Genomic DNA, 19,985 nt, shown 5'->3' on the forward strand with positions numbered 1-19,985 from the left:
GGGTCAGACGGACAGGCTCAGGGCGCTCCAGCTGATGGCGGGCAAGGTGAGTGTCAGCTTGCCGTTCAGCAGTTGGGCTGAGTCATGGTGCTGCGCGGTGACGCGGTCCGGGGCGACCGCGGAGTTGGTGGCGAGTGGGTCCTCGTCGTGGATGATGACTGCTTCGTCGATCGTGGTCACGCCGGTCCGGCTGAGGTCGACGGTGATCTCGACGGGTCCCTCGGTGGAGCGGTTGACGACGAACAGCGCCAGCCGGCCCTCGTCGTACGTCGCCACTGCGTCGACGGCCGTCACTTCGCCGTGCTTGGCCGTGGTCACTGTGGGGGAGTTGGTCTCGACCCGCAGGACCTGGCCGGCGGCGAGTCGCGAGGTGATGGCGAACGGGTGGAAGGTCGGTTGCCGCCAGGCAGCACCGCCGGGCTCGGTCATGATCGGGGCGATCACGTTGGCCAACTGGGCCAGACACGCGACCGCGACCCGGTCGCTGTGTCGCAGGAGCGAGATCAACAGGTTGCCGACGACAACGGCATCCGTGACGTTGTACTCGTCCTCGATCCGCCGCGGCGCGACCTCCCACTGGTCGGCCGGACCATCGGTACGGCGGGAGCGATCGCCGTACCAGACGTTCCATTCGTCGAAGGAGATGCCGATGCGCTTGCGGCTCTTGAGCTCGGCACCGACGTGGTCAGCGGTCGCCGTGACGGAGTCGATGAAGTGGTCCATGTCCACGGCCGAGGCGAGGAAGGACGCGGTGTCACCGTCGTCATTGCCGTAGTAGGCGTGGCAGGAGATGTAGTCGACGAATTCATACGTCTCACGCAGTACGTCGCGCTCCCAGGTACCGAACAGCGGCATCTTCGACGACGACGAGCCGCACGCGACCAGCTGCAGATCCGGTTCGACCATCCGCATCGCCCGAGCCGTCTCGGCCGCCAGCCGCCCGTACTCGGTCGGCGTCTTGTGCCCGACCTGCCACGGCCCGTCGAGTTCGTTGCCGAGGCACCACAACTTCACCCCGTACGGCGAGGCTCCGTGCTGCGCGCGCAGTTCGGACAACGCCGTACCGTCCGGGTGGTTCGTGTACTCGAGCAGGTCGAGTGCCTCCTGCACACCGCGGGTACCGAGGTTGAGCGCCATCATCGGCTCCACCCCGGCCTTGGCGCACCAACGCATGAATTCGTCCAGCCCGAACTCGTTGGTCTCGACGCTGTGCCAGGCAAGGTCGAGCCGTCGGGGCCGTTCCTCCCGCGGACCGACACCGTCCTCCCAGCGGTATCCGGAGACGAAGTTGCCGCCGGGATAGCGAACCACCGAAGCGCCGAGCTCGCGCGTCAGCTCGAGGACGTCCTTGCGGAAGCCGTCCTCGTCGGCGGTCGCGTGGCCGGGCTCGTAGATCCCGGTGTAGACACATCGGCCCATGTGCTCGACGAAGGTCCCGAAGGTCCGGCGGTTCACCGGCGCGATCGCGAAGGCGGGATCGATGGTCAGGTGGGCAGTGCGCACCAGCTTGCTCCTGTCAGTGAAAATGTTGTAGCGGTCAGCCTTTGATGCCGGCGTCGCCGACCCCGCGGACCACCTGACGCTGGAACAGCGCGTAGACGATCAGCAAGGGCAGGCCGCCCAGCACGGCCGAGGCCATGATCTGGGCGTAACGCAGGCCGTACGAACCCTGGACGTTCGCGAGCCCGACCGGGATCGTCATCATCGACGGGTCGGTGGTCACGATGAAGGGCCACAGAAAGTTGTTCCAGGCACCGATGAAGGTGAAGATGCCGACGGCAACGAGAATGGGGCGCGACATCGGTACCATCACACTCCAGACGATCCGCCACCGGGACGCGCCGTCGACCCGGGCCGCGTCCTCGTAGTCGCGGGAGATGCCGTCGAAGAACTTCTTCAGCACGAACACCATCACCGGAGCCACGACCTGCGGCAGCACGATGCCCCAGTAGGTGTCGACCAGTCCGAGGCCGGTCATCTCCTGGAACAGCGGCACGATCAGAACCTGCGGCGGTACTAAGATGCCGGCGACGACCAGCCCGAAGAGCACCCGCCGTCCCGGGAAGTCCGTGCGGGAGAAGCCGAACGCGGCCAGTACCGACACGAGCAGGGTCAGCACGGTGACCAGAACCGAGACGACGCTGCTGTTGACGAACCAGCGGATCAGATCACCCTGGCTGAGGATGCTGCGGTAGGCGTCCACGGTCGGTGCCGCGGGCCACCACGTGATCGGCGACCGGGTGGTCTCCGGTTCCGGCTTGAGCGACGTACTCACGGCCCACAGCAACGGAATCAGCCAGACGACGCCCAGGATCAGCGCGCCAACCGTGGTGGCGACCTTCGGGAACGTCCAGGCCGGCCTCATTCGCTGGTCTCCTTCGAGCCGGAGAACAGCTTGAACTGCAGCACGGCCACCACCACGATGATCGCGAAGAACATGTACGAGATCGCCGAGGCGTAGCCGATCCGGTAGTTGGTGAAGCCGTTCTGGTAGATGTACTGGATGATCGGCCGGGTCGCGTAGTTCGGGCCGCCGTTGGTCATCAGGTAGATCTGGTCGAAGATCTTCAGTGAAGCCACCAGTTGCAGTACGGCGATCAGTGCGGTCGTGCGGCGCAGTAGCGGCAACGTGATCCGGAACAACTTCTGCCGCTCACCCGCACCGTCGATCGCCGCCGCCTCGTAGACCTGCTCCGGAATCCCTTGCAGAGCAGCCAGATAGAGCAGGAAGTTGAACCCGACCGTCCACCAGACGGTCGTGATCACCACCGCGAGCATTGCCCGGTTCTCGGTGTTCAGCCAGTCGATCTCGGCGAACCCACCGGCCGTCAGCAGCCCGTTCACCAAACCGAACCCCGGTTCGTAGATCCAGACCCAGATCAGTGTCACGACTGTGGCCGGCAGCACGAACGGAGCGAAGTACGCGAATCGCAACAGCCAGCCGAGCACACCGGTGCGATTGGCCAGCAGGGCCATCACCAGCGCGATGATCACCAACGGCGGGGTGCTCATCGCGGTGAAGATCAGCGTGTTCTTCAGCGACGACCAGACCGCGGAGTCGCTGAACATCTCGCGCCAGTTCTGCAGACCGAGGAACTCCTGCTCAACACCCGCCAGGCTCGTGTTGAAGAAGCTGTTCCACAGCCCGGAGATGGTCGGCCACACCAGGAACACCGCAAACAGCAGCAAGAACGGGCCGACGAAGAACAACCCGGCCCAGCGTTCCCGCCAAGGCTTTTGGGAAGACATGCGTACCTCCTAGACCGGGGACGGAGTGTCGAGGAGCTTCTGGGTCGCCGCCTTGAACTGCGCGAGCGCGGCTTGCGGCGTGGTCTGTCCGGAGAAGACGCCACTGAACGCCGCACCGGCCTCGTTCTGCAGTTGCGCCCCGGAGCCGCTGAACCAGGCATCGGGATCGAACAGCACGTCGGGCGCGACGCTGCGGTACTCCGCCTGTGGCTTGAGACTCAGGTATTCCTGGCTGGTGACCACTGGCTGGTACGCCGGGATGTGGCCGCCGACCGCCCAGTCCGTACTGTGCTTGAGCATCCACGCGATGTACTCGACCGTCGCCTTCGTGTCGGCCCGGTTCCGGTTCGCCTGGTGCGGCAGCACGAAGGTGTGCGCATCACCGGCGTACTTCGGAACGTCGTACAGGACCGGGAAGGGCGCCATACTGAACGGCAGTTTCGCCGTCTGGTAGGTGGTCACCTCCCACTGGCCGTTGAAACTCAAGCCCGCCTCGCCGTTGCTGAACTGCGCAACCAAAGCGGCGTAGTTGGCCGATCGAGGCGTGAGTCCATCGGCCGCGAGTTTCGCCATCAGTGACAGGGCTTCGAGCGCTTTGGCGTCATCGAGCGCCAGGCGCTGACCGGAGTCGTCGAAGAACTTGCCTTCGAGTTGGCCGTAGAGCGTCCACCACATTCGCCACGGGTTGGTGGTCTCTACCGAGGCGGCAAACTTGCCGGTGGTTTCCTTGACCGCCTTGAGCATGTCCAGGAAGGCGGGTACGCCGGTGACCGGTTTCAGGCGGCCGTCGGGTGCGAGCAGCCCGGCCTTCTGACAGATCTCGGTGTTGTAGTACAGAACGAACGGGTGCTGGTCGAGGGGAACGGCGTACAGGACGCCGTCGACGTGGCAGCGGTTCCAGATCTCCGGAAGGAAGTCGGACTCGCTGATGCCGGCCTCCGTCAGCAGATCGAGCGGGATCGGGTCGAGCATGGTCGTCGGGCTGAAGCCCTTCAGCCGCGACAGGTGGAGGGTGGCCACCTCGGGCGCGCGCCCGCCGGCCGCCGACATGGCGAGTTTGGTGTAGAACGGCGGTCCCCAGGCGAGCGTGTGGGCCTCGAACCGTACGTCGGGATGTTCGGCGACGTACTGCTGGTGGATCTGCTGCAGGCGGGCGCCGTCACCACCGCCGAAGAGGTTCCATTCGCGAACGCGGGTCTTCGGCTGCAGGCCGGCACAGCCGGTCAGGGACAGCGCGCCGGCGCCGAGCAGACCGCCGAGTACGGCGCGGCGACGGGGACGAGAGGGGGCGGAGCCGTCGGCCATTGCAGGGTTCCTCCGGCCTTCTACATCGGTGTACTACATCGGTGTAGAAAGGATGCACGCCAGCCCTGAGCCGGTCAAGACGTCAGCTGACGGTCGACTCGCGGACGTGCAGCCGGTACGGCGCGACCAACTCCTCGTGCTCCGAGGTGTCGCCGCCCATCCGCCGGACGAGCAGGTCGACGGCGGTCCGGGCAATGTGCACCCGGTTGGGGTCGACCGTGGTCAGCGTCGGAGTGCTGTACTCGGCCTCGTCGATGTTGTCGAAACCGGCCACCGCGATGTCGTCCGGAATCCGGAGCCCGTGCGCGGTGATCGCGCGGATCGCTCCCAGTGCGAGCGTGTCGTTCAAGGCCAGGACCGCGTCGAAGTCCCGCGTGCGGGAGAGCAGGTCGTTCATGGCGTCGGCTCCACTCGAGCGGTGCCACTTGCCGCCCGAGACCGCCAGATCCTCCGGGACAGGTACGCCGTACTCCTCGTGAGCCTCGATGTACGCGCGGTGCCGGATGGCGGCGGTGCCGATCTGCTCAGTGGGTTTGCTGCCGAGCAGCGCGATCCGCCGCCGGCCCTGGTCGAGCAGGTGCTTGACCACGGCCTTGGTCCCCTCGACGTTGTCGATCATCACGTGGTCGACCGGGCCGTGAAAGATCCGCTCGCCGAGCAGCACCATCGGACTGCGGGTCGGCAGCTCGTCCACGTCTTCCTGCCCAAGCCCGAGCGGGCTGTACAGCAGACCGTCGACCAGGTGGCCGCCGGGCCGGGCGAGCGCGGTCAGTTCGCGCTCGCGGTCGGCGTTGGTGGTCTCGATCATCACCGTCAACCCGTGCTCACCCGCGGCTGCGATCGCCGCGTCGGCCAGCTCCGCGAAGTACGGGTTGCTCAGCTCGGGCAGCACGAGGGCGATGACACCGGTCCGCCCGGACTTCAGCGTGCGAGCGGAGATGTTCACCCGGTAACCGAGATCGTCGATCGCCGCGAGCACCCTGACCCGGGTCTCTTCGCGGATGTACGGGTACCCGTTCATCACGTTCGAGACCGTCTTCGGCGAGACGCCCGCATGCCGCGCGACGTCGCGCATCGTCACCGCCACCAGCCCACCTCCTCAGGGGCCAGCTTAGAGCCGCAAGGTCAGGTTCCGGGTGGAGCCCGCTGCGTTGGTGACGTCCGCGGTGATCTCGAGGCCGTAGCCGGTACGGCGGAGGTGGACTCCTTCGTCAGCGCTGACGATGGTGGCCCTGGGCAATGACAGTCGGAGTCGCACCTCGGTGGCCAGTTGCGTCGGGTCGGAGATGGCGAGGTCGATCTCGCGGCCGCGCGTACGTCGTACGACTGAGCATGGGGTGTCGGCGGTGAGTTCGGCGGCGCGGCCTGGGGACCAGAAGTTGGCCAGGAGGAGCCGGCCGCTGAGGATCGCCTGTACGTCGGCTGTGTTGCGCAGCACGAGGACCGAGCAGTGGCGGGCGAGCTCGGCGGTCCGTACGGCGGTTGTGCCCGGCGCGATGAGATAGCTGTACGTCGCGTTGGTCGGATCGACGCCGTGGTCCAGCCACATCGTCAGGTACCGGCGGTCGACCTGCGTAGTGGGGCCTCCCGTGTTGATGTCTCGCCAAGCGCCAGTCCGGGTTTCGCGGCGGAGCTGCAGTGGGATGCTGCCGTCGAGGAAGACGTAGCCGGCGACTCCGTCCAGGTGAACCCAACGAGCAGCGACGGTCTTTGCGTCACCGAGTTCCGGGACCTCTGCGGATCCGTTGACGAGCAGGGCGTTCGTGCCATCGCTGTGCAGATTGCGGTTCTCGACGATCGTCTCGACGGGGTTCCCGCTGGTCCCGGTGATTCCGGCGCCGAGGGCAACGACGTACTCGTCGAGGCAGAACCAGGATTTGCGGGCGCGCATTGGTGAGCCCAGGCCTTGGAGGTCCTGGCCGACGGCTGCATAACCGGCGAGGGTGGATCCACCTACCCAGTTCGTAGTCGGTCGGCAGGCTCCCCATTCGCCGCCGGTTTTCGGTGCCAGGGGCAACTTGTCGACGGTGATGCCGGGGAGGCGGTAGCGGTCGACGGTGGGCCAGAAGGCGTCGGCGTACTGGCCGTTGTCCTTGTCGTAGAGATAGGTCATCCCGGAGCCGGTGTGGAAGCCCTGGTCGTTCTCGCCGTTGCCGCATTCGTAGTAAGCGATCCGGGCGCTGGCCATCGAGATCGAGTAGGCCCAGCCGGAACGGCGGTGGACCGCGCGATCCATGCTGGCGAACAACGTGTGCCCGTCGGGCTCAGGTGCCGGAGTCACGCCCTGCAGGCTCTTGATCAGCGCGACGCGAGGGATGCTGGCCCCGGCGAGCACGCTGCCGAAGGTGTCTCGCGAGACCCAACCGGCGACGGCGGCGCGCCACTTCGTCGCGAGGGCAGCATCGACTCCGTTGGCCAGGCGCAGGATCGCCTCCATCACGGTGTAGCCGTCGTTGTGGTCGGAGGCGTTGTACCGCGAGACTGCGCGGCCGCGGACGAAGTCCATCATCCGCGCGTCGTGGACGACCGGGAGATACGCCTTCGCGACCGAGTCGAACAGGATCTGCCGCTTCGGGTCGGTGACTGCCCAGGGCGACTGTGCGAGCAGGGCGAGGAGCTTGCCGATGCCGTTGAGCAGGACGTGACCGTAGGTTCCGGTGTACGCAACCCAGGTGTGCTGGATGAACGAACCGTCGCGATAGAACCCGTCGCCACTCGTGACGTACTGCCAGGTGTCGCTGAGACCGTCCCGGGCATGGATGAGTTTCGCTTCGTCATCTGTGACCAGCGAGCGCACGATGATCGCTTGGCAGAGGTCGACCCGGTTCGCGCCGGTCGACACGACCGAGCGCGCGGGCGGAAACATCAGGTACGGGTCGGGGACGAAGTGGTCGATGGCCGCGCAGTACCGATCACGCGCCTCGGCCGGCAGGACGTCGTACAGGAGGACCATGATGCTCGCGAGCGGGCGGGTCGCGCCGATCTCCCATGACCACCAGTTGCCGAACTCGGCAGTCGTCGTGTTGTAGATCAGCTGGTTCATCGACTCCAGCGCCGCCAGTACGTCGGTCAGTAGCGCGGCATCTTGGTGGTACGTCGAACCTGGCGTTGCCCAGGCGGTTGCGAGCTGCTCGAGCCGGACGTAGGTGTTCGCGACCGACGGGTCGGCGGTCAGCGGGTAGTCGGTGAAGACCCGCGTTCGTTGTGGAGTGCGGTCGAGTTTGGCCAGCGATGACGCGACCGCGGTGTCCAGGCGACGGAGTGCGACGGCATAGTCCGGATCGGCTGGATCGATCGCCGTACCGCCAGTCAGGCTGGCGGCCCACCTGGCCCGCAGGGCGGCGAAGTCCGACGGGGCTGCGGCTGCCGGTAGGTGGAGGGTGAGGGCTGCGGTGGCGGCAGTGGTGCCGACCAGGAAGGCGCGTCGATTCACGGGGGATCTCCTGAGGCGGATTCAGGGGGTGTTCGGATGAGTGTGGGCCAGGTCATCTGCTGGGTCAACAGATTGATACGAATGAATTTCCGGAGTGCTGCCCAGTAGAGTCGGCGCGTGAGTGGATCCGAGGTGCCGGCGGCTGACGTGCAGCGCGGGCAGAAGGCGCGGCATCTCGCGCTTGACCTGCGGCGCGGGATCGCCGAGCTGCGATGGCCCGGCGGCAAGCTACCGACCGAGCAGCAACTGGCCCGTGAGCAGGGGGTCAGCCTCAGTACGGTCCGCCGGGCGGTGGATCTGCTGGTCCAGGACGGCCTGGTCTATCGGCGGCAAGGCTCGGGGATGTACATCGCGAGCAGCGACACCGGGCCGCTGATCGGCGTGGCGGTGCCGTCGATGACGTACTACTTTCCGCGCATCATCGTCGGAATCGAGCGCGAACTCGCTGTCCATGGTGCACAGATGCTGTTGCGCTCAACGGAGTGGGACGCGGTCGCGGAGCGGCAGGCAGTCGAAGGGCTCGTGAGCGCCGGCGCGGCCGGGCTGATCCTCGCGGCGGACGTGCCGGGGCTCGACGATCTCGACGTACCGGTGGTGCTGGTGGAGCGTGGCCTGGAGGATCCGGGCACATTGCACGAGTTCGTCGGGTCGAACCACGCCGCCGGGGCGCGGTCCGCGGTTGAGCACTTGCGCGGGTTGGGGCACACGCGGATCGCTTACCTGGAACGGACGAGCCCGCATACGGCACCGCAGCTTCGCGACGGTCTTGGCGACGTACCGGTGGTGTCGGAGACGCGCGACCGCTGGACGAGCGCCGACGCGAGCCGATTTCTCGCCGAACTCAGGCGAGAGCAGGTGACCGCTGTCATCTGCTTCGCCGACCGCGAGGCGACCTTGCTGGTCAACGCGGCGGCGGCGAACGGCATCTCGATCCCCGGTGATCTCTCGGTGATCAGCTACGACGACGAGGTCGCCGACCTCTCCGATGTCCCGCTGACCGCGGTCTCGCCGGCCAAGCTCGACGTCGGCCGCCTTGCCGTCGAGACTCTGCGGGCCCGGCTCGCCGACCCCGACTCGCCGCGGCGGCAGATCTCGCTGATCCCCAGGCTCGTCGTACGCGACTCGACGGGTCCGGCCGCTCAGTACTCGTAGGCGCCCGCGTCGTACGGGACCGAACGGGTCTTGCCGTCAGCGTCGATCGTTGGCGCGTCGGTGGTCGTGCCGAAACCGATCGCGGGACTGCCGGGTTTCAGGTGGACGTTTCCGGCGGCGTAGTCCACGAAATATGTCGAGTACGCTGTGCCGACGGTGACGTTGTTGCTGTGCCGGGTGTTGGTTCCGGCGCCGGTGTTGAACGCGTGAGCCAGGTTGTTGCGGATCACGTTGTTGTCGGACGGGGTGCCGTCCTTCTGGTTGGTCAGCCGGATCTCGCTGTCGACGCCGAGCGCATTGGGCACGACCGTGTTGTTGACGATCCGGCTGTTGTTCATGCCGTAGAGGCCGATCGCGAGATTCACCTCGACCATCACGACGTTGTTCTCGATGGTCCAGTTGTCGTACGGACCGTCGAAGGCGCCGATGCCTTGGGTGGTGTATTTCCCGTTGTACTGAAAGGGAATCTTCGAGTACCGGGTGCCCTGCCGGCTGATGAAGACGTTGCCGCGAAGCACCACATTCGTGATCGGCGTGAAGCTGCCATCGCCGCGATAGCTCTGAAACATGTCGCGGTGCGGCGGATCGTTCTCCATGCCTGGCGGTACGACGGCGTAGCTGTTGATCGCCGAGTTCCGCTCCAGGAGACAGCCGCTGATCTTGCAGCGGAAGGCATCCTCCCAGAAGTGGTTGACACTGTTGCCCCGGACGACAGCACCGGTCGCGCCGGCACCGGCGGTCGTCGTCCGCTCGAGCATGACTCCGTTGCGGACATTGCGAATCTGGTTGCCCAGCACCTGATTGTTGCTGCCGATCACCATCACCGCGGTGCCGCTGCGGTTGACCCAATCATCGTTCGCCCAGCCGGCCGCCGTACTGTCACTGGCCGCGCGGATCTGCGAGTTCTGTACGACGTCATTCGTGGCACCCGCGTCGAACTGCACCAGGTTGGCAGTGGTGAACGACCCGTCGGCCTCCGGCGGAGACACCACCACACCGTCGACCGCCCAGCGCGTGGCACCGCTCTGGAAACGCAGTGTCCGCATCCTCGGTGTTTGCCCCGCTTCCGCCTTGATCGTCCGAACGCCAGAGGCGATCCCGCCGCGGATCACGGGATTCCCGTGGTTGCCGCTCCGCAGGTAGATCACGTCACCGGCCGCGAAAGTGCGGCCGGAGTCGAAGACCTCCTGCAGCGTGCGCCACGGGCTGGCGGCGGTGCCGGGATTGGACGACGAGCCGGTCGACGGATCGACGTAGTACGCGGCGGCCGCGGGAACCGGTGCAAGCGACGTGGTGATGGTCAGGGCGGCAGTGGCGAGAGGCAGCATTCGAAAGCTCCTTCAGTGGGGCGGCGACTGAGGGATTTCGAACGAGTGTGATCCAGGTCATGCCCGCCGTCAATAATTCATCCGAATGACTTTTCCTCGGTGAGCTAGCCGTTGACGTTGACCGGGGGGCAGGTTGGGTCTAGGCGGATGAGGGCCAGGTCTCGGCCGGCCAGGGTCCAGGCGTTCCAGGTGCTGGGTTGGAAGGCTAGTTGGGGGTTGGTGTACCACTCGTCGCCGAGGCCGGTGGCGATGAGTTGGGCGGTGGTTCCGCTGAGTTCGTGGACGTTGCCGCCGCCGTAGTAGGTGGCGGTGAAGACCTTGCCTCGTTGGAGGTGCAGTTCGCCGTAGCCGGCCAGCGAGCCCTTGCGGACGATCTTGCGGGTGGCGAGGTCCATGGCGAACCAGCTTGCGGTGCGTTTGTAGACGCCGTACAGGAGGTTGACGTTGGGGTGGACCTTGAGGTCCTGGAAGGTTTGGTAGTTGGCGATGGGGCTGTTTCGCCAGAGGACCTTGCGGGTGGGCAGGTCGAAGGCGGCGATCGAGGCGCTTGTCTGGGTGGGGGTCGTGCCGCCGCCACCTCGCACGTCGCCGCCGAGGTAGACGATGCCTTTCGCGCTGTCCAGGGACAGGGTCATCAGGGACTGGTCGGGGATGACGTCGACGTAGACGTTCATCTCGCCGGTGTCGGGGTCGACGATCGACAGTGCGCCTTTGAGGCTTGCGCCGAGGGCGCTTGAGGCGACCAGGAGTTTGTCGGTCACAGCGTCGTACTCGAGATCCCACGGGCGTTGCTGGCCGTGGCCGAGGTAGCCGAGGCTGCGGATCGCGTCGGTAGCCTGGTCGATCTCGATGATCTGCCCGCTGGGGTAGATCGCGGCGTAGACCTTGTCGCCGCGCTGGACGAGTGCCTTGGGTTCGCCCGGCACCCAGAACCGCCGATGCAGTCCAGTGGCCAGATTCCTTACTGTCATGGAGAAGTGGCCGCCGATGTACACCGCTTTGCCCGAGATGAGCAGCATCGACTGCGGTCGCTCGGCCCCGGCGGTCAGGCCCGCTGCCATCAGATCCGTGTACGTCGATTGCCCGGTGCCGGGGTCCATTTCCCACCACCCGCCGCTTCCGGTGAAGCCGGTCAGGTGGCCGTCGATGGGCACGATCGTGCGCGTCTCCTCTTCCGCCCTCGGAGTCCCGATCTCGACAGCGGCGGTATCCCCGCTGCGGTAGGAGAGGATCGCGCCGCGTGGCCGAGTCGAGAGATACGCGGTGCCGTCGGGGGAGACGGTGATCGCATCCGCACTTCGTCCGCCAAGGTCAATCGACTTGAGGTCCGTGCCGTCCTTGCGGACGTCGATCAGCGTCCCGCCGCTGCCGGCCAGCACGCGGTCGCCGTTGGTCGTCAGCACTGTGAATCCGGTCGGTCCCGTAGCCAGTTGACGCTTCGCCCCGGACGAGCGATCGATCGCGATCAACCGCGCCTTGTCCAGCAGACCGGCGTACACGGTGGTGTCGTCGACGGCGAGGGATCGCACATACCGTTCCCCTGTGGCGAGGACACCGAAGTCGCGGACCGCGCCGGTCGACGGAACGTACTCCCAGACCTTGCCGTCCGGGTAGGTACCGAGATAGAGCGTCCCGTTCGAGGCGGCCGCCATACTCCAGATGAAGCCACCGTTGGCTCCGAACGACCGCAGGAAGGTTGCCTTGCCGGTCACCGGGTCGAACCGATACAGATCCGGCACCGGATAGGTCCCGAAGTAAACGTTGCCCCCGGCAACTGCTGACGCCCAGGCTCCTTCCGGCCGCCCTTCCGCAGGCCCGTCCGGCAGCGTGGTCGACCGCACCACCTGCCGGGTCGCCAGATCGACGTCACCGACGACCGGCGGCGTCTGTCCCCGGGTGACGACGTACGCGTGACCCTTGTCGACCGCCGCCGTGACGATCGCGCCACTCACCGACGCCGGCCCGAACCGCTGCACCGCAGGATCTGCGCACGCCGTCGGACCGGCCAACGCATCCTCAGGTGAAGCGACCACGGAGACAGCCACCAGCGCCAGAGCCAGCACCATCCGGAAAGATCGAAACACAGCTGCCCCCAGCGGATCCGCGACGTGACCGCGTCAGACTATCGTGAGGGGATGCGTCGTCGATCGGCTTTTGCCTCTCGGTTGGTGCGGACGTCCGGTGCCGGCCGGACGCCGTCGCTGGAGGCTGACCTGCGGCGCGCGATTCTGACCGGCGACCAGCAGCCCGGTACGCCGATTCCGATCGACGAGGTGGCGGCGTTCTTCGGGGTCAGTCCGATCCCGGTCCGGGAGGCGCTCAAGACCCTGCTGGCCGAAGGACTCGTCGAGCATCGGTCGCACGTGGGATACAGCGTCGCCAAGTTGACGTTCAGCGAGTTCAAGGAGCTGTACGACGTCCGCCAGGCGCTCGAGGCGGCGGCTCTTCGGGCGGCCGTCGGCCGGGTCGATGCCGAGCATGAGGCGGAAGTCCGGGCGGCGCACGAGCAGCTCGGTGATGCCGTCGAGCGAGGCGATGACCGCGGGTACGACGCGGCGGCCCGCCGGTTCCATCTGGCCCTGATCGCGCCATCGGGGATGCAGCGCCTGGTCAAGATGTACGAATCCGCCTGGAATATCACCGAACCGGCCAGGCCGATGTCCCGCGTCCCCGCCGCCGACCGGGCAGCGCTGCACGCGGACCATGAGCGGATGATCGAGGCGTTCCAGGCCCGCGATGCAGATGCGCTGATCGCCCAGTCGGATGAGCACTACGCACGGCTCCGGACCGTGATCAGCCGGTTCGCCGACGACCCCGAATGCTTCGTCGACCCTGTGTGACCGATCGCGCTGCATATATTTGAGCGGAAACCCTGGGTTTACCGACGGCGTCCGTGGCCGAAACGAGCTCTCCTTAGCGTCACGTCATGACCGACACCGTGACGAAGATCGACCCCGGGACCAGCTACGACCCCCGGCTCACGAACGAAGATCTGGCGCCTCTGCAGCGCCAATCCTGGGGCAGCTACAACATCTTCGCGTTCTGGATGTCCGACGTACACAGCGTTGGCGGCTATCTGACCGCGGGCAGCCTGTTCGCGCTCGGCCTGACCAGCTGGCAGGTGTTCGTCTGCCTGATCGCCGGTATCTGCATCGTGCAGTTCTTCTGCAACCTGGTGGCCAAGCCGAGCCAGCTCGCCGGTGTCCCTTATCCCGTGATCTGCCGGGTCTCCTTCGGTGTCCGGGGCGCCAACATCGCGGCGATCATCCGCGGCCTGATCGCGGTCGCCTGGTACGGCGTGCAGACGTTCCTGGCCGCCGCTGCGCTCAATATCGTGTTCCTGAAGCTCTGGCCGGGTCTGGCCCCGTGGGCGGATGTCACGCAGCACGGATTCCTCGGTCTGTCCGTCCTCGGGTATGTCGGATTCGCGATCCTCTGGGTGGCTCAGGCGGCGCTGTTCTGGCGGGGGATGGAGACGATCCGCAAGTTCATCGACCTGGCCGGCCCGGCCGTCTACGTGACCATGCTGCTGTTGTGCGGCTACCTGCTGATCAAGGCCGACTTCCACATCGACCTCAGCCTGTCGGACCACAAGCTCTCGGGTTGGGCCACGGTCGGCACGATGCTGAGCGCGATCGCGCTGGTGGTGTCCTACTTCTCCGGACCGATGCTGAACTTCGGTGATTTCTCCCGCTATGGCAGGAGCTTCGCGGCCGTCAAGAAGGGGAACCTCTGGGGTCTGCCGCTCAACTTCATCTTCTTCTCGCTCCTGACTGTGGTCACCGCGGCCGCCACCGTCCCGGTGTACGGCGAGCTGATCACCGATCCGATCCAGACCGTGCAGCGGATCGACAGCACGTTCGCCATCCTTCTCGGTGCCGCCACCTTCGTCACCGCCACTGTGGGGATCAACATCGTGGCGAACTTCATCTCACCGGCGTTCGACTTCTCCAACGTCAGTCCGCAGCGGATCAGCTGGCGGGCGGGCGGCATGATCGCGGCAGTCGGCTCGGTCGTCCTCACCCCGTGGAACTGGTACAACAACGACACCGCCATTCACTACACCCTGGGCATCCTGGGTGCGTTGATCGGTCCGTTGTTCGGCATCCTGATCGCCGACTTCTACCTGATCCGCAAGCAGAAACTCGTCGTCGACGACATGTTCACGATGGACGAGGACGGCGAGTACTTCTACTCGAAGGGCTACAACCCCAGCGCAGTCAAGGCTGTCGTCGCAGCGGGTCTGGTCTCCATCGCCTCGGTACTGGTTCCACGGTGGATCGATGCGGCGTTGTGGATCAGTGACTACAGCTGGTTCATCGGTTGCGGTGTCGGCTTCGCGGCCTACTCGGTCCTGGCAAAACGCGCCAACGTGGCCGCCGCGTGAAACTCAAGATCATCAACCCCAATACCACTGCATCGATGACCGCCAAGATCGGCGAGTGCGCCCGAGCCGCCGCCGGCCCGGGTGTCACCGTCGACGCGACGAGTCCTCGCCAAGGACCGCCGGCGATCGAGAGCCACGCTGACGCGGCCCTCGCCGTACCGGGGGTGCTCGAGGAGATCGCCGCTGGCGAGGCCGAGGGGTACGACGGCTACGTCATCGCCTGCTTCGGCGATCCCGGCCTGAAGGCCGCGCGAGAACTGGCGCGCGGTCCAGTGGTCGGTATCGCCGAAGCAGCCATGCGGACGGCGGCCTATCTAGGACGCGGTTTCAGCGTGGTCACCACACTGTCCAGAACAGTCGGGCAGGCTCAGGACCTTGTCGACGAGTACGGCGTCTCCCGGAGCTGCCTCGGTATTCACGCCTGCGAGATTCCGGTACTCGCCCTCGAGACCGACCCGCAAGCCCGGGCAATCATCCAGCAGGCCTGCAAAGACGCCCTCGCCAGCGACGGCTCCGACGCGATCGTCCTCGGCTGCGCGGGCATGGCCGACCTGTGCCACGACCTGTCAGCCGACCTGGGCGTGAGCGTCGTCGACGGCGTCGCCGCAGCGACTGTCGCCGTCGAAGGTCTGGTGCGAATGCGGCTGTCGACCGGCAAACTCCGCGAGTTCGCCCTTCCCCGGTCAGGGCGCTAGTTCGTAGCCGTGGTCTCGGAGTAGGCGGCGGAGTGAGTCTTTGAGTTCTTCCTCGCCAAGGCTGCTGTTCTCTGGAGCCCAGAGCATGAAGGCGATGCGGGAGGGTCCGGCTTCCTGGAGCCAGATGCCGGGGCGTCCGCGGTCGCGGGCGTACAGGAGATAGGTACCTCGTCGTTCGCCGGGACCCTTCCAGGATCCGCCGGTGGCGTCGGCCTGGTTGGGTTTGCCGAAGCTGAAGGGGATCACGGCCGAGGAGTACTGGGTGTAGACGACCCAGATCCCTTCGGCGGTTCGGCAGCTGTAGATCAGTCGGGTGATCTGACTGCCCTTGGCTTCCGGCTCTTCCTGCCAACTGCGGCAGGTATCCGACCATTGTGCGAGGTCGGCGCGGAGAGGGTGGTCAGCCGGGAAACCACTGGGGATCACGGACACAGTGGGGTTGCTGGCCGGCTGGGGAGTTGAAAGCGGGCCCGGCGATACCGTGGCGCCGGTGTTCGGCTGAGCGGATCCGCCACTGCGGCCGGCGAGCAGAACGATGCAGACGACGAGCAACGCGCCTGCTGCGATCTGGAAGGCAAGAACCTTGGACTTGAGACTTCCTTCGCGCTGGGCGGACTCAGCCACGGTCCGCAGTTCGGCCGACAGGATCTCCGCCGCAGACCGGTCGCTGCTCTCCAGGCGCTCGATCACATCCTTCACATCCGCTGGTGCGAACGTGCTGAGTACCCGGGCAGCCTGGTGCGGCTCCATGTGGCCGAGGTAGACGGCGCGGTGCGTGGCTGGAAAGGCCGCGAGCACCTTCGCCGCCGTACCGATATCGCGTCGTGCGAGGTCCGACAACAACGGTGCCCCGTCAGCAGACCCCATGCTGCCGATGATGCGCGCCGGGTTGCCATGGGCTTCCATCAAAGCCGCTCGGGCCGAAGGCTTCATCAACAGCATGAGCTTCCCGGCGAAGGCAGGGGCCAGCTGCCGGACGAGTTGCCGGGCGCCGGCCTCATCAGCCGTGACGAGCTTCGCGACGAGATCGGACGCACGACGGGGGTCCTTGGCGGCGAGATCGCCAAGAACACCCGCCTTGAGTTCGATCTTCCGGAACCTTTGGAAGGCCGCGTTCAAACTCAGATGCTGAAGCTCGAGAACGAGGTCGTTGATCGACGACGGACTACCGATGTGGATGTCGCGCCCGGCGGCCAGACCCGCGATCGAACCGTCGCTGGCAATCGTCGGTCCGGTCTGCTGCGACGGCTTCCGGTCTGCGCTCTCGTCCGGGTCCGGCACGGGATCAGGCGCCTTCGTCCGGTGCCTCCGGCCGAGGTGTAGGCGGCGTACCGATGGTGATGTCGCCACCGGCGGCCAGGCCCGCAATCGAGCCGCCGGTCGCATACGTCGTTCCGGTTTGCTGGCTGGGCCTTCCCTGACTTGGTGGCTCCGGCTTGGAGCGGGACGTGAGGACCGAGTTCCCGATCGCGACCGTGGCTGCGAAACACACGCCGCCCAGTCCGATCGACCAGGGCTTGACCTCACCGGTCAGCAGGTAAGTACCGAGCACGATGACTGTGAAGACCACCAGCGCGGTACCGATGGTCACAACCCACACCTTGGACCTGCTCATGCGCACCTCCTACGCCCTAACAGAATGGGGCGGAGGAAGGGCGCAGGCAAGAGCCGAAGGAATTGGTCAATCGACTGAATTGAAGGGGAGCGAGAGGCCGAGGGCGGGTCGGATGGGGGAGTTGTGTTCGCGGATTCGGGTGAGTTCGGTGGGGGAGAGGGCGCGGCGGTAGACGCGGACCTCGTCGAGGTTTCCGCGCAAGCGGTTGGCGCCGTCGACACGCTGACCAATGTGAATGCCTTGTACGCCGAACTCCTGGCCGGCGGTGACTGAGCCAGGGGGCGCGGTCGCCGTACCGACCTCGGCTCCGTCGACGAGCAGGCGGAGTTTGCCGTTGGCGCGTTGGAGGACGACGTGGTGCCACTGGTTGTCGTTGTACGCCGACGTCGACTGCACCGTGATGTTGAATCGGTCGACCGCGATCAGACCGCGGATGCGGTTGCTTTCGGGTTCGGCGCGGAGCCAGACCTGGGGTGTCGTGCCCGATCCGGTGCGGTAGGCCCAGAAGAGCGCGTGTGATCCGGTGGTGGCGCCGTACTTGATCCACGTCATCATCGTGAAGTCCTGCGCGCCGACGTCGATCGAGCGGTCGAACGGGACCTCGACGCGATCGTCCACGCCATCCAGCGCGAGGCCGGGGCCGAACTTGCCCTCGGCAACCATTGCCCCACCGCGAACGTACGCCGGGTTGTGGGCCGGACCGAGGTCAGCCGTCGTCGGGCCTGGTGCGGGCGGACCGGGGATGCCCGGGGGAGTGCCGTTCGGCGTTGCCAGGTAGGCCTCGTTGAATCGAGCGTACCGAATCGACTCGTACGGCGTTGCGACGCCGGCCTCGTAGAGCAGCGCTGCCTGATCGCCTTCGAGTCGAACCAGGTCGGAGTACGCCGTCGGTCCCCACCAGAAGACCTTGCCCTGCTGCCACGTGTCCCAGGTGCGCGCTTCGTCGTACGACGATCGGATCGCCATCACCTCGCGGGCAGCCGGGTGGGCCGGCGCGGAGAACAGGATGCGGTTCCGCCGATCGCCGTCGTACCGTGCACTGAATCGGAGCAGCGAGCCTTGGACGTCGGGCATCTCGAGCCGAGGCAGCGTCCGGAACGGGCGGTCGAACGATTCGCCGCCGTCGCTGCTGAGCGCGTACGCGCGGCTGCCCGGATCGGTGCCGCGTTCTCGAGCCAGTGAATAGATCCGGCCGTCCGCCAACTCGATCACGGTGACCTCTTGAGCGATGACCGTGCCGTCGTCGCGTGAGGTGGTCGCTCCGATATGCCAGGTCTGGCCGGAGTCGTCGCTATAGAGCAGATGCGTGCCATAGACGTGCGCGCCAACGCCGTCGTACGACTCGAAGTTGGCGCCGACGATCAGACGACCTGCGTGCCGACCGTGCTGGAGCTGGATACCGTGCATCGGTCCGGTTGCGTACCAGAAGTTCCAGCTCGGCAGCTTGCCGTCGGTGATCTCGCGCGGCGCTGTCCAGGTCACCCCGGAGTCGTCGCTGGTCTGCACGTAGGGGTCGCGGTCGCAACCGTTCGGACAGGGGGCCGCGCCGTTGTGCGTCGTCACCAGGACGATTCGGCCGGTCCGGTTGTCCACCATCGGCACCGGATTGCCGTGGGTGTCGCCGCCGCCTTCGGACACCACCTGCAGCGGTCCCCAGGTCTTGCCGCCGTCGGTCGACCTTCGCAGTACGACGTCGATGTCGCCGTCGTCACCGCAATCCGCGACCCGGCCCTCGGCGAACGCGAGAACCGTGTTGTTGGCCGCCCGCACGATCGCCGGGATGCGGAAACACGCGTACCCGTTCGTGCGCTGCTGGAACAAGGGGCTGTCGTCGACGAAGGGCGCAGCGGCGGCCGGCCCGGTGGCCTGGGCCGGAACGACGGATGCGAGCAGCGCGCCGACGGCGAGCAGAGCGGGAGCCGCGACGCGGCCAAGACTGAACTTGCGCATGGGACTCTCCCTGAGAGTGGAGATAGGACGTGGGATGTCCGGCGTCAAGTTAGCCGACCTGGCGTGGTTCGCCAAGAGGTCAGTTGCTGATGGGGGCCCGCGGACTGCGATAGGGGCCGGTGCCGAGGCGGTCGCGGACCTCGTCGAAGTGGGCGTGCACGGACTGCTCGGCCCGGTCGGCGTCGCCGGATCCGATCGCGTCGACGACCCGCTGATGCCGCGCCGCGGTCTCGGCCGGCGAGGGGGCCACGGTCTCCACGCTTTCGACGGCTCGGTAGACGTCCCAGAACAGACCGACCAACTCCCGAGCGAGCGGAACTCCCGCGGCATCGCAGATGTGCTCGTGGAACTCGCGGTCCGCGGTGGCCGCGTCCTGGCCCTCGACGCGCATGCGGTCGACACAGGCGGACAGCTTCTTCAAAAGCTCGGCGTTGTCGGTGCGGGCGACCCGGCGGGTGAGCTCGGTCTCCAGGATCTCCCGGATCTCGAGCAGCTCGCTCAGTCGCTCGACGCTGCTGCCGGACGATCGAGTCCGGAACAGCAACCACGGGTGCAGCGCTGCCGAGCTGGCTGAGCCGACGAAGGTGCCGTAGCCGTGCCGGATCTCGACGATCCCGAGGGCTTGCAACGCCTTGAGCGACTCCCGGACCGAGTTGCGGCTGACCTGGAAGTCGGCCATCAGCACGTTCTCGGTCGGCAGCGGGGCGCCGGGTTGCAGGTTGCGCTCGATGATCAGGTCGGCGATGGCGTTGGCGAGCTCATCACTGCGTTTCGGCCGCGTCAGTGCCACAACGCACTCCCACTCTTCCGCTCCTGCATGGCCCCACATCCTACGTCCGAGGTCAGCCGGCTCCCGGGCTTGACCGACCGG

General features: G+C 66.5%; 16 protein-coding genes. 4 read left to right on the forward strand and 12 right to left on the reverse strand.

Annotated features, from left to right (window positions below; all coding sequences use genetic code 11):
• Positions 1 to 3: 3 nt before the first annotated feature.
• From arfA to ABD231_RS29445, 6 genes are all read right to left on the reverse strand, one after another.
• Positions 4 to 1,503: an arabinosylfuranosidase ArfA gene (gene arfA, locus ABD231_RS29420; RefSeq protein WP_344158959.1), complete on the reverse strand. Its 1,500-nt coding sequence runs from the start codon at positions 1,501 to 1,503 to the stop codon at positions 4 to 6.
• Between the two features lie 34 nt (positions 1,504 to 1,537).
• A complete protein-coding gene (locus tag ABD231_RS29425) occupies positions 1,538 to 2,365 on the reverse strand; it encodes a carbohydrate ABC transporter permease (RefSeq protein ID WP_344158961.1) in 828 nt (275 codons plus the stop codon).
• Positions 2,362 to 3,249, reverse strand: a complete 888-nt coding sequence (locus tag ABD231_RS29430; RefSeq protein WP_344158963.1) for a carbohydrate ABC transporter permease — start codon at positions 3,247 to 3,249, stop codon at positions 2,362 to 2,364. The genes ABD231_RS29425 and ABD231_RS29430 overlap by 4 nt, the downstream gene beginning before the upstream one ends.
• 9 nt (positions 3,250 to 3,258) lie before the next feature.
• Complete coding sequence (locus ABD231_RS29435) at positions 3,259 to 4,554, reverse strand: extracellular solute-binding protein (RefSeq protein ID WP_344158965.1); 1,296 nt, start codon at positions 4,552 to 4,554, stop codon at positions 3,259 to 3,261.
• 82 nt (positions 4,555 to 4,636) lie between these two features.
• Positions 4,637 to 5,641 carry a LacI family DNA-binding transcriptional regulator gene (locus ABD231_RS29440; protein ID WP_344158967.1) on the reverse strand — a complete coding sequence of 335 codons (1,005 nt, stop codon included), beginning with the start codon at positions 5,639 to 5,641 and terminating at the stop codon, positions 4,637 to 4,639.
• Between the two features lie 24 nt (positions 5,642 to 5,665).
• Positions 5,666 to 7,987, reverse strand: coding sequence for a polysaccharide lyase 8 family protein (locus tag ABD231_RS29445; protein ID WP_344158969.1), 2,322 nt, complete (start codon positions 7,985 to 7,987; stop codon positions 5,666 to 5,668).
• 117 nt (positions 7,988 to 8,104) lie between these two features.
• Between ABD231_RS29445 and ABD231_RS29450 the strand changes: the two genes are divergently transcribed.
• The gene (locus ABD231_RS29450; RefSeq protein WP_344158971.1) at positions 8,105 to 9,139 is read left to right on the forward strand and encodes a LacI family DNA-binding transcriptional regulator; all 1,035 of its coding nucleotides are present in this window, start codon (positions 8,105 to 8,107) and stop codon (positions 9,137 to 9,139) included.
• On the opposite strand, the gene ABD231_RS29455 is transcribed toward ABD231_RS29450, so the two are convergent.
• Both ABD231_RS29455 and ABD231_RS29460 read right to left on the reverse strand, forming a co-directional pair.
• On the reverse strand, positions 9,127 to 10,467 hold the full coding sequence (locus ABD231_RS29455; RefSeq protein ID WP_344158973.1) for a choice-of-anchor Q domain-containing protein: 1,341 nt from the start codon (positions 10,465 to 10,467) through the stop codon (positions 9,127 to 9,129). The genes ABD231_RS29450 and ABD231_RS29455 overlap by 13 nt on opposite strands.
• Before the next feature lie 104 nt (positions 10,468 to 10,571).
• The gene (locus ABD231_RS29460) at positions 10,572 to 12,533 is read right to left on the reverse strand and encodes a hypothetical protein (RefSeq protein ID WP_344158975.1); all 1,962 of its coding nucleotides are present in this window, start codon (positions 12,531 to 12,533) and stop codon (positions 10,572 to 10,574) included.
• Between the two features lie 69 nt (positions 12,534 to 12,602).
• On the opposite strand from ABD231_RS29460, the gene ABD231_RS29465 reads away from it, so the two are divergent.
• From ABD231_RS29465 to ABD231_RS29475, 3 genes are all read left to right on the forward strand, one after another.
• Complete coding sequence (locus tag ABD231_RS29465; protein ID WP_344158977.1) at positions 12,603 to 13,307, forward strand: GntR family transcriptional regulator; 705 nt, start codon at positions 12,603 to 12,605, stop codon at positions 13,305 to 13,307.
• Positions 13,308 to 13,393: 86 nt separating this feature from the next.
• Entirely contained in the window at positions 13,394 to 14,854 is a 1,461-nt protein-coding gene (locus ABD231_RS29470) for an NCS1 family nucleobase:cation symporter-1 (RefSeq protein ID WP_344158979.1), read from the forward strand.
• Complete coding sequence (locus ABD231_RS29475) at positions 14,851 to 15,549, forward strand: aspartate/glutamate racemase family protein (RefSeq protein ID WP_344158981.1); 699 nt, start codon at positions 14,851 to 14,853, stop codon at positions 15,547 to 15,549. Before ABD231_RS29470 ends, ABD231_RS29475 begins: the two co-directional genes overlap by 4 nt.
• On the opposite strand, the gene ABD231_RS29480 is transcribed toward ABD231_RS29475, so the two are convergent.
• From ABD231_RS29480 to ABD231_RS29495, 4 genes are all read right to left on the reverse strand, one after another.
• Entirely contained in the window at positions 15,538 to 16,830 is a 1,293-nt protein-coding gene (locus ABD231_RS29480) for a magnesium and cobalt transport protein CorA (protein ID WP_344158983.1), read from the reverse strand. The two genes, ABD231_RS29475 and ABD231_RS29480, sit on opposite strands and share 12 nt — an antisense overlap.
• A 4-nt stretch (positions 16,831 to 16,834) precedes the next feature.
• Entirely contained in the window at positions 16,835 to 17,164 is a 330-nt protein-coding gene (locus ABD231_RS29485) for a hypothetical protein (RefSeq protein ID WP_344158985.1), read from the reverse strand.
• Positions 17,165 to 17,230: 66 nt separating this feature from the next.
• Positions 17,231 to 19,114 carry an exo-alpha-sialidase gene (locus ABD231_RS29490; protein ID WP_344158987.1) on the reverse strand — a complete coding sequence of 628 codons (1,884 nt, stop codon included), beginning with the start codon at positions 19,112 to 19,114 and terminating at the stop codon, positions 17,231 to 17,233.
• 79 nt (positions 19,115 to 19,193) lie between these two features.
• Complete coding sequence (locus tag ABD231_RS29495; RefSeq protein WP_344158989.1) at positions 19,194 to 19,904, reverse strand: FadR/GntR family transcriptional regulator; 711 nt, start codon at positions 19,902 to 19,904, stop codon at positions 19,194 to 19,196.
• Positions 19,905 to 19,985: the final 81 nt, after the last annotated feature.

Source organism: Kribbella yunnanensis (genome assembly GCF_039529655.1).
In the GTDB taxonomy this organism is placed as follows: Bacteria; Actinomycetota; Actinomycetes; order Propionibacteriales; family Kribbellaceae; genus Kribbella; species Kribbella yunnanensis.